This window comes from Actinomycetota bacterium (assembly GCA_030650795.1).
Lineage (GTDB): Bacteria > Actinomycetota > Actinomycetes > S36-B12 > S36-B12 > UBA11398.
On record JAUSDJ010000006.1, the window covers coordinates 111,925 to 127,218 of the forward strand.

Here is a 15,294-nt window from a genome sequence, read left to right on the forward strand (position 1 = left end):
AGGGTTCTCCTTGACTGCGCGCACGGGGGCCGCGCTTCATTCAGATTGGGATTGAGCGCTTGGACGCCCGGGTTGAAACTATCGCTTTGACGTCCGTGGAGCAACGAAGCCCCGTCCACTGGACGGGGCTTCGTCTTTCAAGAGTTACGCGCCTGCGACCTCGATGATGACCGCGCCGCCCTGGCCACCGCCAGCACACATGGTCGAAAGGCCGATGCCACCGCCACGACGGCGAAGCTCGTGGATCAGTGTGGCGATCTGACGAGTGCCTGATGCTGCGACTGGGTGACCAAGGGAGCAGCCACTGCCGTAGATGTTCACCTTCTCCTCATCGATGCCCATCACCTTGCAGGCCGCCACGGGAACCGAGGCGAAAGCCTCATTGATCTCCCAGAGATCAATGTCATCAACGGTCATGCCCGCGCGCTTGAGCACCTTCTCTGCTGCGGCCAGTGCGCCCATGCCTGTGTACTTTGGATCCACCCCGGCTGCTGCCCATGCCTTGACCGTGGCCAGAGCAGTGAGCTTGTGCTCCTTGGCGTAGCTGTCGCTCACGACAACGACAGCCGAAGCTGCGTCGTTGACGCCTGAGGAGTTGCCGGCCGTGATCGAGAAATCATCGATCTCAGGGTGCAATGGCTTAAGAGTGGCCATCTTCTCCAGAGTCGAGCTGCCACGTGGGTGCTCGTCTACCGCGAACTCAACGGTGGACCCGTCCTTGGTCTTCACGATGATCGGACGGATCTCGTCGAGGAACTTGCCATCCTCGATCGCCTTGGCAGCACGCATGTGTGAACGCCAGGCCCACTTGTCCATGTCCTCGCGTGAGATGTCGTTCTTCTGCGCGACATTCCAGCCTACGGACAAGGTCACGTCATCTGTGGCGTCTGAACGATGGGGGAAGGTCGGGGCCATCCGAGTCTCGAACTCATCCTCGGTGCCCAGCACGCGGAACACAGTGCGGGGACCAGCAGAAGAAGCCTGAACGCCTCCGGCGACGATGACATCTTCCATGCCGGCCCTAATTGAGGCCGCAGCGCTGCCAAGAGCGGCAAGACTTGATGCGCAGTGGCGGTTGACCGCCTGTCCCGCAACATCCTGAAGCCCATTGGCAACTGCGCCGTAACGGGCCAAGTCGCCGCCGCCGTATCCGGATTCGCCAAGAATCACGTCGTCGACATCATTGCCATCAATTCCTGCTGCCTTGATGGCCTCACCGATGATGAAGGTGGCCAGATCCTCAGCTGAGGTCTCGCTCAGGGTGCCCTTGCGAGCGGTACCGATGGGGGTACGAACGGCGCTAACGATGACGGCTTCAGTCACAAATACCTCACAAGACAATAGGCGCCGGATTAGCACCAGGGGAATACTCCCGACATGGCGCCAGCCTCGCGGCTGGACCTGTCTGAGCAATGGAAACACTAGAATAATAGGTGCATCCGTGTAAACAAGGTAGACAATTCGCTAAAGTTCGCTTTCGGCGCAGACAGGTGGTCTGCAGCCCCCATCAGACCCGATTTCTCGGGCGTGATCGGTCACCAATCAGGAGGATTCATGGAGTTCCAGGGCGCATCCGCCATCGTCACCGGCGGCGCCGGCGGCTTCGGCGAGGCAACTGTCCGTCGTCTCGTAGCAGCTGGCAGCAAGGTCGTCATCGCCGACTTGCACGACGAGCGCGCAAACGCACTTGCCAAGGATTTGGGCTCTGCAGTCCAGTACGTCCGTACCGACATCACTGACGAGCAAAACGTAATCGAAGCCGTCAATGCCGCTCAGGAGATGGCACCTTTGCGCTTCGCAGTGGCCGTTCATGGTGGTCCAGCCGCGGGCAAGCGCCTGGTTGGTCGCAACGGTGAAACGTACCCAGTTGAAACCTTCCGTAAGACCGTTGAAATCTTCCTCGTGGGCAACTTCACAGTGCTCAGCCGTGCTGCTGCGGTCATGAGCCAGAACGAAGCTGACGCCGACGGACAGCGTGGCGTCTGCATCGGCACTGCCTCCATCGCCGGCTTTGAGGGTCAGGTCGGCCAGTCCGACTACTCCGCAGCCAAGGGTGGCGTCATCGGGATGACCCTCACCGCAGCTCGCGATCTTGGCCCAGCTGGTATCCGCGTCATGACTATCGCTCCGGGCACCTTCCACACGTACGCATACGGAGATGTCCCAATTGAGCAGCTCAACGAGCGCTTTGCGTCACTCATCCCGAATCCCAAGCGCATGGGTAACGCTGACGAGTACGGCCAGCTCGCAATGCAGATCTTCGAGAACAACTTCCTGAACGGCTACACCATCCGACTGGATGGCGCGCAGCGCTTCTAACTTGCAGATTCACTGCACCGATTCAGTACGTGCAAGGCAAGTAGCCGGCGGGTATTTTCTGCCGGCTACTTTCTTGTATCCCCTACATCGGGCCAACGGCACGGACATAATTTCCTGACTCAACAACCACAGTTTTGCCATATCTGGAGGATTCATGGACATCAAGGGCGCATCTGCCATCGTCACCGGCGGCGCCGGCGGCTTCGGCGAGGCAACAGTTCGTCGCCTGGTCGACAAGGGAGCCAAGGTCGTCATCGCCGACTTGCATGACGATCGTGCGAACGCACTTGCCAAGGAGCTTGGTTCATCGGTGCAGTACGTCCGCACCGACATCACTGACGAGCAGAACGTCATCGAAGCCATCAACGCAGCACAGGAGATGGCACCCCTTCGCGTAGCCGTTGCCGTGCACGGTGGCATGGGTGGCCCCGGTGGCGGTGCCTCGCGCATGGTCGACCGTCACGGCGTACCGATCGCCATGGATGCCTTCCGCTTCTCAGTTGAGATCTTCCTGATCGGTCACTTCACTGTGATATCTCGCGCTGCTGCAGTCATGAGCCAGAACGAGGCCGACGACGACAACCAACGCGGTGTCTGCATCGGCACCGCATCGATTGCTGGCTTCGAAGGCCAGGTCGGCCAGGTGCCCTACTCGGCAGCCAAGGGTGGCGTCATCGGCATGACCCTGACCGCCGCCCGCGACATGGGTCCAGCTGGCATCCGCATCATGACCATCGCGCCCGGCACCTTCCACACCTACGCCTACGGCGACACCCCGCTCGAGCAGCTCAACGAGCGCTTCGCCTCACTCATCCCGAACCCCAAGCGCATGGGCCGGGCCGATGAGTACGCACAGTTGGCAATGCAGATCGTTGAGAACAACTTCCTCAATGGCTACACCATCCGACTGGACGGCGCGCAGCGCTTCTAAGTTCACTCGCAAGGGGCCGACCGGGATACCGTCGGCCCCTTGTTATTGCACCTGTCAATTGGCTCACCTCAATGGAGACCGCATGCCCTCGCTCATGGAAATCCTGACGATCGACCAGATCGATGAGGATCACTTCATCACGCGGGTCATGGACACGACGCACCCCGGCCTCTATGGAGGTCAAGTTGCTGCGCAGTCATTGCTTGCCGCCTGCCGAACAGTCGCGCCCGAGCAGGTACCGCATTCCTTGCATGCATATTTTCTGCGTGCGGGTCGTAGCGCATTGCCGATCGAACTTGAGGTGTTCCGAGATCGCGATGGGCGGTCGTATTCCGCAAGGCGCGTGGTGGCGACTCAAGCCGGCGAAGTCATCTTCAACATGTCGGCCTCATTTCAATTTCCCGAGGACGGGCCCAGCGTGCAGGCACTGACGATGCCAGCCCTAAGCCCAACACCTGGACCGCAAGCCCACCGCGAACTGCAGATGAGTGCGGACATTGAGTTGATCAATGCTGCTCCCAAGCCAGGTGCTCCGATGCCTGACCAGACCTGGACTCGCGCAGTAACGCAACTTCCGGATGATCCTCAGATTCAGGCATGCGTGCTCACCTTTGTCTCGGACTTCTTCACCGGACTTGTGCAGTTCGATGAGTATCCAGAGAACCCTCGCTCGGCCAGCTTGGATCATGCGCTCTGGTTCTACCGCGCCACGGACATGAATCAATGGCACCTCATGGACTGGCACGCTCAATCAATGGCGCACGGACGCGGGCACTACATCGGGCATATCTATAACAGCAACGGCGTGCTCGTGGCTGGCATTGGCCAAGAGATGGTGGTTCGTGCACGCCCCGCGAAATAGGCCCTAGTTGATTGCGGGCGAGATGCCTGCGTCCACGTGGAAGTTGGTTCCGTTGATGATGTCAGCGCGAGGACTGGCCAGCATCGCTACTGCATAGGCGATGTCTGTCACTTCGCCAACACGACCAACGGTTTGGCCGGTGCCCTTCACGAAGTACTCCTCGGCCTTGGGAATGTCATCGCCCCAGCCCCGTTTCTGCGCGAAGTTCCCCAGGAATTCCATCAAGCCCTCAGTGCGGATCATGCCGGGCGATACGCAATTGACCGTCACACCTGTCATGCGCAATGTCTTTGACAGGCCAAGTGACAAGTTGACCATGGCGGCCTTGGCTGGGCCGTAGTCAGGCTGTGCTGAAGTGGGAGTGACAGCCGCCGCCGTTGCGATGTTGATGACCCGACCCCAACCCCGATCGCGCATTGCCGGTGCCAAGGCTTGAATCAGTCGGAAAGCCGCGACCGTATTTGCCTCATAGGTGGCGACCAGGTTTTCGGGAGTAACACTGAAGAATGACGGATCCGGGGTGTCGAAACTTCCGCCAGCATTATTGACCAGGATGTCGATCCCACCAAAAGCAGCGAGAGCTTGCTCGGCAACGCCGGCCGCTCCCTCATTTGTCGAGAGATCTCCGATTGCCACCGCTGCCTGACCACCCGCGGCTGTGATCCGCGCAGCCACCGCGTTGGCTCGCTCTTCGTTGCGTCCGTGCACCACCACGAGGGCACCCTCGGCTGCGAGTTCAGCGGCGATTCCGGCGCCGATACCACTGCTGCTGCCGGTGACCAGGGCCCGTCGGCCAGCGAGGTCAAGATCCATAGCTGACTCCTTAGATTCTGCACATGGGGGCGTTTCCCCCAAATGGGACTTATCGGATTCCCACCGATCTGGCCCATCGAAAGTCTTACGGTGTGGCGAAGTCAGACCCTAACGCCCCGCCTCCCGAGGAAAGGAACTTCATGGAAATCAACGACATGATCCTGCTGAGCATCGATGACCACATCATCGAGTCGCCCACAACATTCGACAATCACATGCCTGCAAAGTACAAGGATCAAGCACCGAAGCTGGTCAAGGATCCTGATAACCCGCTACTTGATCGCTGGGAGTTCCAGGGCGCGACCTCGTTCACCGGTGGTCTCGGAGCAGTCGTCTCATTGCCCAAGGAGGAGTGGGGTTTCGATCCCGGCAGTCTGGCGGAGTTGCGTCCAGGCACCTACAACCTCGATGAGAAGGTACGCGACATGGATGTCAACGGCATCCTTGCCGGCATGAACTTCCCAACCTTCCCGGGCTTCGCCGGAACGCACCTCGCGGCAATGCCGGACAAGGACTTGGCCCTAGCGGCGATTAAGGCCTACAACGACTTCCTGATGGACGAGATGTGCGCTGCCTACCCGGGTCGCTTCATCCCGATGGGCATCATCCCGTTCTTCAGCATCGAGGAGTCGGTCAAGGAGATCCAACGTCTGGCTGCCAAGGGCTGCGTGTCCATCACGGTGCCAGAGACCCCCTACGGAATTGGCCAGCCGGACTTCGCCAGCGGCCACTGGGATCCGGTCTTCAAGGCAATGGTCGACGCGAACATGGTCGCCAGCATGCACATCGGCGGCGGCTTCGGATTGATCACGCGCCCAGCAACCACACTGCCGGATGACATCATCATCCTGGCTCCGCTGGTATCAACGATTGCCTGCACAGACATCATGACCAGTGGCCTGCTCAAGCGCATCCCGGACATCAAGTTCGCAATGTCTGAAGGTGGCCTGGGCTGGATCCCCTTCCTGCTCGACCGGATGGACCGTCACATGGTCAACCACTCCTGGACGCACCTTGATTCACTGCCAAAGGGCAAGACACCGACAGAGGTATGGAAGGACAACTTCCTGGCCTGCTTCATCACCGAGCCAACTGCGCTGCTGACCCGCGAGCGCTACGGCACCCACACCATCGCCTGGGAATGCGACTACCCCCACTCCGACTGCACCTGGCCCTACTCGCCTGAACTCCTGAGCAAGGAACTCAACGCGGCAGGCTGCAGCGACAAGGAAATCGACATGATCACCTGGGAGAACGTCTCGAACTTCTTTGGGTGGGACCCGTTCAAGCATGTCCCCAAGGCTCAGGCCACCGTTGGCGCGCTGCGCTCCTTGGCCAAGGATGTCGACATCTCCACCACATCCAAGGAGGAGTACCGCCGTCGCTTCTTGGCGGCAGCGGTCTAACTCACGCTGTTCCACAAAGCCCGCCGAGTTCAATTCGGCGGGCTTTGTGCTGTCACGACTCTGAGGACCAAGGTCCCTACGGAACGATGCGTGCGGGCCGTAGTTTCGCCACCAGCGGCCGACCTGACATAACAGAGAGTGGTGGCGCATGAACATTGACGACATGATCCTTGTGAGCATCGACGATCACATCATCGAGCCCGAGGACGTATTCGAGACGCACTTCCCAGCCAGCATGCGGGCCGACGCGCCCAAGCGCGTCAAGCACCCGGATAATCCTGCTGTCGATGCCTGGGTGTTTCAGGGAGTGCCTGTGGGAAGCGCGGGCCTCAGCGCCGTCGTTTCGTGGCCGAAGAGCGAATGGACCATCGATCCGGTCTCCACGGCCGAGATGCGCCCAGGCACCTATGACATCCATCAAAGGGTGCGCGACATGAATGCCAATGGCGTTCTGGCCGGCATGAACTTCCCGACTTTCCCCGGATTTGCCGGCACTCACCTCGCCTCCCTGCCAGACCGCAAGCTGTCGCTTGCAGCCATTCGCGCCTATAACGACTACCTGCTCGACGACCTCTGTGGCGCCTATCCCGGCCGGTTCATTCCTTTAGGAATCATCCCCTTCTTCGATATCGAGGAGTCCGTCAAGGAGATTCACCGGCTAGCCGCGAAAGCTGTCGGGTGCCGGTCGATCTCCTTGCCCGAAACGCCCTATGGCGTCGGCTATCCCGACTTCGCAAGCGGTCACTGGGATCCGATCTTCAAGGCCCTCGTGGACACCGACATGGTCGCTTCAATGCACATCGGCGGCGGATTTGGTCTCCTGAAGCGTCCCGAGACCGCGCGCATCGACGACCTGATCGTGCTGGCCGCGTCCGTCTCGATGATCTGCTGCAACGACATCCTGCTCGGCGGCGTCGTGCAGCGATTCCCCGAGGTGAAGTTCGCCATCAGTGAAGGTGGCATCGGCTGGGTCTCCTTCCTCCTGGATCGCATCGAACGCCATATCAGCAATCAGGTCTGGACCGGCCTTGACTGCCTGCCAGCCGGGAAGACAGCCACAGACGTTTGGAAGCACAACTTCATGGCTTGTTTCATCACCGAGCCCAGCGGCATGGCCAACAGGAATCGCATTGGGGTGGAGACCATCGGCTGGGAATGCGACTACCCGCACTCGGACTGCACATGGCCTTTCTCACCCGAAGTGCTCCTTGCCGAACTCACGGCCGAGGGATGCACCGACAAGGAGATCGACATGATCACTCACGAGAATGTCGCGCGCTTCTTCAACTGGGATCCCTTCAAGCACACTCCCAAGGCTCAGGCCACTGTCGGGGCACTGCGGTCGCATGCGGCAGACGTGGACACCGCCGAGACATCCAGGAACGAGTACCGGGCGCGCTTTGAGGCGGCGCAAAGGTAGACGCTGGTAGGGCGCACGTTCGAGGATCCGAAGCGGACTCCTCAAGGCGGCGTTCACGCAGTGGAATGCGACGGACGTGTGGGGTGCCCTGCATTTTTCCGGGACCAAGGTCCCTGTTCAACATGCCGCGAGTACGGCAGATTCTCCTTATCGAAAGCCTTGCGATAAATAACGGAGAGTGGAGCACATGAACATTGACGACATGATTCTGCTGAGCATCGATGATCACATCATCGAGCCAGCGGACACCTTTGCAGCGCACTTCCCTGCCAGCATGAAGGACGATGCGCCAAAGCTCGTCAAGCATCCTGACAACCCCAAAGTCGACGCCTGGATCTTCCAGGGAGTTTCCGTCGGCAGCCCTGGCCTGAGCGCTGTCGTCTCGTGGCCCAAGAAGGATTGGGGCTTCGATCCGACCGGGCTCGCCGAGATGCGCCCCGGCACCTACGACATCGATCAGCGCGTTCACGACATGAATGTCAATGGTGTGCTCGCCGGCATGAACTTCCCGACCTTCCCGGGATTCGCTGGCACCCACCTCGCCGCCCTTCCGGACCGCAAGTTGTCGCTCGCAGCAATCAGGGCATACAACGACTTCCTGCTCGACGATCTGTGCGCTGCCTACCCGGGTCGTTTCATCCCAATGGGCATCATCCCGTTCTTCGACATTGATGAGTCGGTCAAGGAGATCCATCGCCTTGCGGCCAAGGGCGTCGGCTGCCGTTCGATCACCTTGCCAGAGACCCCCTACGGAATCGGCCAGCCGGACTTTGCCAGCGGCCACTGGGATCCGGTCTTCAAGGCACTTGTCGACACCAACATGGTCGCCAGCATGCACATCGGCGGCGGTTTCGGATTGGTCACTCGCTATGCCAACGCGCTGCCAGATGACCTCATCATTCTGGCCCCGCTGGTTTCCACGATCGCTTGCACTGACCTTATGACCAGTGGCGTGCTCAAGCGCATTCCGGACATCAAGTTCGCGATGTCCGAGGGTGGCCTGGGCTGGATTCCGTTCCTGCTCGACCGGATGGACCGTCACATGGTCAACCACTCCTGGACGCACCTTGATTCACTGCCGAAGGGCAAGACGCCGACAGAGGTCTGGAAGGACAACTTCATGGCGTGCTTCATCACCGAGCCAACGGCACTCATCACTCGCGAGCGCTACGGCACCCACACCATCGGTTGGGAGTGTGACTACCCGCACTCAGACTGCACCTGGCCAAACTCGCCAGAGCTTCTGTACAAGGAACTCACCGCGGCAGGCTGCAGCGACAAGGATATCGACATGATTACCCACGAGAACGTCGCGAACTTCTTCAGTTGGGATCCGTTCCAGTTCACACCCAAGGAGCAAACCACTGTAGGCGCTCTGCGTTCACTGGCAAAGGATGTTGACACCTCCACCACCTCCAAGGACGAGTACCGCACTCGTTACGAAGCTGCGCACGCGTAGGCAGACGCGTAAGCAGGTAGTACGAAAGAGGTCCCCGTGGCATCGCCACGGGGACCTCTTTCGTACGAGCGCTTGCTAGCGACCTGTCCACACTGCCTAGCGGGGCAGCTATCGCCGCCCGAGATCTGGAGCCAAAATCGAGAAGCGCCCGGCCTGAGCCAGACGCTTCTCGAAGTAAGAAAAGGTTAATCAGAGGCGGGCAGAGCAGTCGCCTGCTTCTGAGTGAGCTCAATACCTTCGAAAGTCAATGGGCCTTCGCCTGGCGCGACGCACAGCACCTCAATGCCAGTTTCGTCATTGCTGTAGCGCTTGCCAAGGGCGACGGCTTCGCCAGCTCCAACTGTTGGAGTGCCCGTGCGTGCTTCAGTCGACATGACGACACCTGCGCATGAGAGTTCACCAGCTTGGGTGGGGGCCTTGACGACTACAACCTCACAGGCAGAGGCGTCATTGCGGAGGCGGGCACCGGGGGCGACTGGCATCGAGTGTTCCTTTCAACGGCACGCCCTTATCCGGGCGCGGATAGGGCGGGAGGCAAATTGTGGCGGTTCTTGGTCTCAGATGCTAGGGCTTAGGCAGTGTGATCTGCCTCCCAGTTGCCAGATTGCTCTGCCTTGGTTTTCGCCCCGGCTTCGCGTTTGGCCGTATTCACGATCCTTACTTCAGACGCAAGAGGGGTTACGTGGAAATGATGAAGGGGCTGCCGATAGTGAACTGCTCCCCGAAAGTTGGACTGAGAATTTCGGTTCTGACTTTTGGGGAGCAGTTCTAAGCGTGCGGATAGTTCGTTGACGGTCGCTCAGCGGCTGGCGGCAGTAGCGTGGTTTGAGCAAGGCCTGGCGGAAGAGGCGACCGCGCGGCTGCTGGGCGTGGCCCGGAACCCGGTTCGGCGCCTGTATCACCGCTGGCGTGTTCGAGGGGCAGGAGCGCTGGTGACCAAACCGACCAAGTCCCGGTACTCGTTTGAATTCAAACTGGACCTGGTCCAGCAACTGCTTGCCGGTGAGGAATCGATGCCGGCCCTGGCCGCCCAGGCGGGGCTTTCATCGCCGAAGTTGCTAGAGAACTGGGTTCGGGCGTTTCGCCGTGATGGTCCTGATGGGTTGCGGCCAAAGACCCGCGAACAACAGCCAACGCCTGAGTTGTCCGGTGAGAACACCGATGAATGAACTGCGTTGCGCGCGGAGAACGAACGGCTGCGGGCGCAGGTGGCGTTGCTGGGAAAACTGCAGGCCTTGAGCGAGCACGAACCGCAGTGAAGGTTGCTGCGGTGATCTCTCAAGGCTGATCATCGACTTGCCGTGCTGCTGGATGTGGCCGGTATTGCCCGTTCGACGTTCTTCTATCACCAGGCCAAGGCTGGCCAGCCTGACCCGCGAGCGGAGTTGAAGGCTGCGATCACCGGCGTTCCAGGCATCCAACCGCAGGTATGGCTATCGGCGCGTGCGCGCAGTGTTGATGCGTGATGGCTGGAGGGTATCGAAGAAGACCGTGCTGAAGACCATGCGCGAACTCGGCTTGGCATCCAAGGTGCGCCGCAAGCGGCGCTATGACTCCTATCGAGGACAGGTCGGACGAACAGCCCCCAACGTGCTGGATCGGAACTTCACCGCCACGGCCCCGAACCGCAAATGGGTCACCGACGTTACCGAGTTCCGCATCGGGGACCGCAAGATCTACCTGTCCCCGATCATGGACCTGTTCGATCACTCGATCGTGGCCTATACGTGCGGGCCATCACCGTCCTTGGAGCTGACCACCACTGCGTTGCGAAAGGCAATCGCGACCTTGCCCGACGGGCAGCATCCCCTCGTTCACTCTGACCAGGGATTCCAATACCAGCACCTAACCTGGCGCACGCTGCTTCAACAGAGCGGCGCCGTGCAGTCGATGTCTCGCAAGGCCACCTGCCTGGACAACGCCGTCATGGAGAACTTCTTCGGTCACCTCAAGGAAGAGATGTTCAACCACGACCACTACGCCAGCATTGAAGACCTCACCGCCGCGGTGCACGAGTACGTCCATTGGTACAACCACGAGCGCATCTCCACAAAACTCAAGGACCTGAGCCCGGTGCAATACCGGACCCAGGCCCTCGCGGCTTAAGGTCTTACCAAGTCAGTCCAACAATCGGGGACCACTTCAATACCGACAGCCCCTTCACAGCGAAGCGTTTGAGCAGTTACGCCTTGCCGAGCAGGATCGCGCCCGTTGGTGCCATTGAAGCGCCAGCGGCGATTAAGACAACCTCGGTGTCGGCAATCTGGTTGGCAGCGACTCCACGGATCTGACGCACACCTTCAATGACATGCGTCATGCCGTGCGCGTACACCTCAGCGAGGTTTCCGCCGTGCGTGTTGACCGGGATCTTGCCTTCGCGTCGGATATTTCCCTCGGCAACGAACGGGCCGCCCTCGCCCTTCTTGCAGAACTGGAAGTCCTCGATCGCCATGATGACCATCGGTGTGAAGTGGTCATACAGCAGTGCGACGTCAACATCGTCTGGGCCAAGCCCAGCCTTGTTGTAGAGATCCACGGCCAGAGTTCGGTAACCACCGGTGACGTAGTCCATGTCATCTGTCATGTGACCACCAACGGGGCTGCCCATGCCCGATGAATCGCTTGCTGCTTGACCGAACCAAGCATCGCCCCAGCGAGGAGGTCCGCCCATGGCCATCGACAGCAGCGAGACCGGCTCCTGCTTGAGGTCCTTGGCGCGATCCATCGACGTGATGATGACCGCTGTGCCGAAGTCGGACTCCATGCAGAAGTCCATCTTGCGAAGCGGGTCGCAGATCATTTGCGAGTTGTGATGATCTTCCATGGTGATCTCATCGCGGAAGCGCGCGAACGGATTGTTGTGCGCATTGCGACGAGCATTGATCGTGATCTCACCAAAGTGATCCTCAGTCGTACCGAACAGCGCCATGTGACGTCGTGCTGCAAGAGCAAAGGAGTTACCTGGACTCATCATGCCGTGCGGTGGGCCTTCGCCAACTCGACCCATGCCGCCGAAACGTGCAGCGCCGGGCATGGTCGCGCCACGCACGACGCAGACCACGTCAGCCTGGCCGGTGGCAACCGCCATCGCTGCATACATGTACGCGCCACCCATGGCTCCGCCACCGCCGCCCCAACCCATTGCTGTGAAGCGCAGACGATCACAGCCCAGCATCGCCGAGAGCATGCCGCCCTGGTTGGGATCATTGGAGTACGAGGACCAGCCATCGATGTCCTTGGCGCTGATACCTGCGTCTTCGCATGCCTTCAGCACTGCCTCGATCACCAGGGAGTAGGTGCCGCGATCGGCGAACTCTCCTCTCTTGCCGTAAGCGGTGTGACCGATGCCGACGATTGCGGCCTTTCCATTCAGCCAATCAGCGCTCATGCTGCAGCTCCTTCAATTGGTTCGAATACGACCAGGGCGATCGGGCCAACATCAGTTGCCTCCGATGCTGCACCTGCTGGGCCATAGCCGCCGCCCGCTCCTGCGTACTTGCCGGCTACTGGATCAAAGGCGGCCTTCACCTTCAAGCCAACAACCAGGGTGCTCTTGTCCACTCCGAAGATGTTGGTCAGTAGGCGAATCGGGCCGCCCGTGGTGCCGTCCAGCTCGACCACTGCGTAGTCGTAGGGCTTGCCATTGTTCAATGTCTCATTGATCGCACGATCGACCCATGAGTAGGTGTAGACGAATCCAGTGCCCGGCAGGGTGTCATCCCAATGCCATTTCCAGGAAAGGCAGTTGTAGCAAATATCTGTTGGTACATGTCGGTGGTAGCCGCAGTCATCACACTGCTGGATAACCAACCGACCTTGGCCGGCGGCTTCGTAGAACGGCGTAACTAGCCTGCTCAACGCTGGACCACCGAAGCCGGGCATCCGCTCACTCATATGCGTCCCCACTTGGTCGATGTGCGCAACGATCGCTGCGCGTGAATTGGACACCGGTATTGACCTAGGCCAATCCGGAGATTTGTGACCATACGCCGTATAGAGATGACCGACAACCGAATTGCCGAATCTCACATAACTCTGTCGGGCACTGTTGCTTGGCCGGTCGCGGTGCGTCCAGGAGCATTGGCGGAGGCGGGATCATTCAGATGGCGAACTGGGGTTCGTCGGATGCGGTCGGTCTTCAGTCCGCGCCTCGGCAGCAGTCAGGCCTTCAATCTGCCGTGGGCAAAATCGCTATTAAGTGGCGCCCTTCACCTTGATATCGACCACAAAATGGCGCGAACTGGGGCTTAGATCCTGAGATCTTGTGCTGGAATCTTTCCGACATAGGCCCACATACAACCAAAAAACTATACGTCGTATAACGATTTGATCACGGAGTTCTATCTCCATCTATACGGGTGTATCCAGTCGCCCTACCATGACGCAACTCTGGATGTGATCTGTGCAACATTCACGCCCAGATGGATTCGGCATGGTGCCGCGTTCAACTTCTTTAAGGAGAAGGAATGTCCGTTTCTCGCAAAGCGGCTTTTGCCGCCACCAGCCTGAGCGCCGCGATGGTGCTCGCCATGGCGGCCAACGCTGCGCATGCAGCGCCAACGCCTGCGCCAAAGCCAGTCGCCTGTCCCGCCGCTCCGGGCATTGACAACGCGCAGATCAAGATCGGGGTTATCACTCCTCGAACGGGTAGTTCGGCTAACACCTTCGCAGGCTTCTATGAGGCGGCCAAACTCCGCTTTGACCAGCAGAACGCGGCAGGCGGCATCAACGGCCGCAAGATCGTGGTTACCAGCTACGACGATCAGGCAAGTGGCGCCGTGCAATCTGGCGTTGCTTCTAAGGCCATCGACCAGGATGGAAACTTCGGACTTCTCGAGGCGACAACTGCCGACACGATGTTTCCATTCTTGAAGCTCAAAAACGTTCCCGTAATCGGATTGACCAACCTGCCAGCACAGACAACTGACCGCAATGCCTTCGGCGCCACCGGTGCATTTGCACCGACTATTGGTGGACTCGGCGCTGCACAGAAGCTCAAGGACCTTGGGGTGACCTCGGTCATTGTCATCAATCACAACTCCCCGGGAGCCAACGCCGCTGGTGCCGCCTTCATTGCGACAGCGCCACTTGTTGGGCTTACCAATGCGCCCCGCATCGCTGATGCACCGATTGGAGCCTATGACGCAACCTCAACTGCGCTGAAGACGAAGAACTCCGGTGCCGACGGCGCTAATCTGATCCTGCTCGTGGACGGCAGCGTCTCGGTGCTGCAGGCCTTCAAGCAGCAGAACGTCTCGATGAAGGGCGTTCTGGTCGCTGGTCTGTCCGATCCCGCCACCGTAGCTAAGACTCCGGCCGCACTTGAAGGTGCGATCGGCTCCACCTTCGGCACTGTTGCGCCTGGGGTTCCGGGACGTCCTGGCCTGCGCACTTATGTCAACGGCATGAAGGCTGCCGGATTGAATCCCTACGGTTCCTCTACCCCGAATGGCTTCGTCTCAGCTGACACCATGATCAAGGGACTCAAGTTGGCTGGCAGGTGCCCGACCCGACAGGGCGTCATCGATCAGTTGCGCAACCAAACCAACATCACTGGTGGGGGCCTGCTGCCGATCCCGATCAGTTACAAGCCAGGTCTGACCCCAGACGGTGACCCGGCGCAGTGCGGTTGGTACATGACGGCCAAGGGTGGCCAGCTCATTCCTGACCTCAAGCCAACCTGTGGTCCTTTGATCGATGTTGCCACGGGCAAGATCGTGAAGCCAGCACCGAAGTTGTAGCACCACGAGGTTCGGGCGACCGAACTGAAGTGGAAGAGATGGGGATGGAAGAGATTCCATCCCCATCTCTTTGTCTTGGTACCGGAGGATTCCATGGTTTCGACAGGCATCTAGCCGAAAGGGGAATTGACGTGCGGCTCATCAGAAATGCAGCCTGTTGTCGTTTGGGTTGACGTCTTGACCCTCGCCACTATTCCTTGGGACAGGCGTGGCTCCAATGCCGCGGTTGCGGATCGTTCGCCGCACACCCAGACAAATATTTGAGGGTCGGCAATCGCACTTGCGATTTCCGACCCGCAAATATTTTTCTGGGGGTGCGGCGAACGATCCGCAACCGCGGCAT

The 15,294-nt window shown here is 59.7% G+C and carries 15 protein-coding genes; 10 read left to right on the plus strand and 5 right to left on the minus strand.

All coding sequences use genetic code 11. The features are described 5' to 3' along the window. Positions 1 to 144: 144 nt before the first annotated feature. Entirely contained in the window at positions 145 to 1,323 is a 1,179-nt protein-coding gene (locus tag Q7L55_02895) for a thiolase family protein (protein ID MDO8731508.1), read from the minus strand. Between the two features lie 231 nt (positions 1,324 to 1,554). Here Q7L55_02895 and Q7L55_02900 point away from each other — a divergent pair, with 231 nt between their 5' ends. From Q7L55_02900 to Q7L55_02910, 3 genes are all read left to right on the plus strand, one after another. Beyond that, positions 1,555 to 2,319 carry an SDR family NAD(P)-dependent oxidoreductase gene (locus Q7L55_02900; protein ID MDO8731509.1) on the plus strand — a complete coding sequence of 255 codons (765 nt, stop codon included), beginning with the start codon at positions 1,555 to 1,557 and terminating at the stop codon, positions 2,317 to 2,319. A 154-nt stretch (positions 2,320 to 2,473) separates the two neighbouring features. Continuing rightward, positions 2,474 to 3,250: an SDR family NAD(P)-dependent oxidoreductase gene (locus Q7L55_02905; GenBank protein ID MDO8731510.1), complete on the plus strand. Its 777-nt coding sequence runs from the start codon at positions 2,474 to 2,476 to the stop codon at positions 3,248 to 3,250. 82 nt (positions 3,251 to 3,332) lie between these two features. Continuing rightward, positions 3,333 to 4,112 carry a thioesterase family protein gene (locus Q7L55_02910; protein MDO8731511.1) on the plus strand — a complete coding sequence of 260 codons (780 nt, stop codon included), beginning with the start codon at positions 3,333 to 3,335 and terminating at the stop codon, positions 4,110 to 4,112. A 3-nt stretch (positions 4,113 to 4,115) separates the two neighbouring features. On the opposite strand, the gene Q7L55_02915 is transcribed toward Q7L55_02910, so the two are convergent. Then, positions 4,116 to 4,925 (minus strand): SDR family NAD(P)-dependent oxidoreductase, encoded by an 810-nt coding sequence (locus Q7L55_02915; GenBank protein ID MDO8731512.1) that lies wholly within the window; start codon positions 4,923 to 4,925, stop codon positions 4,116 to 4,118. 140 nt (positions 4,926 to 5,065) lie between these two features. On the opposite strand from Q7L55_02915, the gene Q7L55_02920 reads away from it, so the two are divergent. The 3 genes from Q7L55_02920 to Q7L55_02930 all read left to right on the plus strand — a co-directional run bounded on the left by Q7L55_02920 (position 5,066) and on the right by Q7L55_02930 (position 9,210). Next, positions 5,066 to 6,331, plus strand: coding sequence for an amidohydrolase family protein (locus tag Q7L55_02920; GenBank protein MDO8731513.1), 1,266 nt, complete (start codon positions 5,066 to 5,068; stop codon positions 6,329 to 6,331). 148 nt (positions 6,332 to 6,479) lie between these two features. Beyond that, positions 6,480 to 7,751 (plus strand): amidohydrolase family protein, encoded by a 1,272-nt coding sequence (locus Q7L55_02925; protein ID MDO8731514.1) that lies wholly within the window; start codon positions 6,480 to 6,482, stop codon positions 7,749 to 7,751. A 187-nt stretch (positions 7,752 to 7,938) separates the two neighbouring features. Next, positions 7,939 to 9,210 carry an amidohydrolase family protein gene (locus Q7L55_02930; GenBank protein ID MDO8731515.1) on the plus strand — a complete coding sequence of 424 codons (1,272 nt, stop codon included), beginning with the start codon at positions 7,939 to 7,941 and terminating at the stop codon, positions 9,208 to 9,210. Positions 9,211 to 9,395: 185 nt separating this feature from the next. Here the strand turns inward: Q7L55_02930 and Q7L55_02935 are convergent, their stop codons facing one another. After that, entirely contained in the window at positions 9,396 to 9,692 is a 297-nt protein-coding gene (locus tag Q7L55_02935; GenBank protein ID MDO8731516.1) for a hypothetical protein, read from the minus strand. Positions 9,693 to 9,998: 306 nt separating this feature from the next. On the opposite strand from Q7L55_02935, the gene Q7L55_02940 reads away from it, so the two are divergent. From Q7L55_02940 to Q7L55_02950, 3 genes are all read left to right on the plus strand, one after another. Then, positions 9,999 to 10,379, plus strand: coding sequence for a helix-turn-helix domain-containing protein (locus Q7L55_02940; GenBank protein ID MDO8731517.1), 381 nt, complete (start codon positions 9,999 to 10,001; stop codon positions 10,377 to 10,379). Between the two features lie 132 nt (positions 10,380 to 10,511). Beyond that, positions 10,512 to 10,676, plus strand: coding sequence for a hypothetical protein (locus Q7L55_02945; GenBank protein MDO8731518.1), 165 nt, complete (start codon positions 10,512 to 10,514; stop codon positions 10,674 to 10,676). Then, the gene (locus Q7L55_02950; protein MDO8731519.1) at positions 10,654 to 11,316 is read left to right on the plus strand and encodes an IS3 family transposase; all 663 of its coding nucleotides are present in this window, start codon (positions 10,654 to 10,656) and stop codon (positions 11,314 to 11,316) included. The genes Q7L55_02945 and Q7L55_02950 overlap by 23 nt, the downstream gene beginning before the upstream one ends. A 76-nt stretch (positions 11,317 to 11,392) precedes the next feature. Here Q7L55_02950 and Q7L55_02955 read toward each other — a convergent pair whose 3' ends face one another. Both Q7L55_02955 and Q7L55_02960 read right to left on the minus strand, forming a co-directional pair. Further along, a complete protein-coding gene (locus Q7L55_02955) occupies positions 11,393 to 12,598 on the minus strand; it encodes a lipid-transfer protein (GenBank protein MDO8731520.1) in 1,206 nt (401 codons plus the stop codon). Then, positions 12,595 to 13,158 (minus strand): OB-fold domain-containing protein, encoded by a 564-nt coding sequence (locus tag Q7L55_02960; protein MDO8731521.1) that lies wholly within the window; start codon positions 13,156 to 13,158, stop codon positions 12,595 to 12,597. Before Q7L55_02960 ends, Q7L55_02955 begins: the two co-directional genes overlap by 4 nt. A 518-nt stretch (positions 13,159 to 13,676) precedes the next feature. Here Q7L55_02960 and Q7L55_02965 point away from each other — a divergent pair. Further along, positions 13,677 to 14,951, plus strand: a complete 1,275-nt coding sequence (locus Q7L55_02965) for an ABC transporter substrate-binding protein (protein MDO8731522.1) — start codon at positions 13,677 to 13,679, stop codon at positions 14,949 to 14,951. The last annotated feature ends 343 nt before the right edge of the window (positions 14,952 to 15,294 follow it).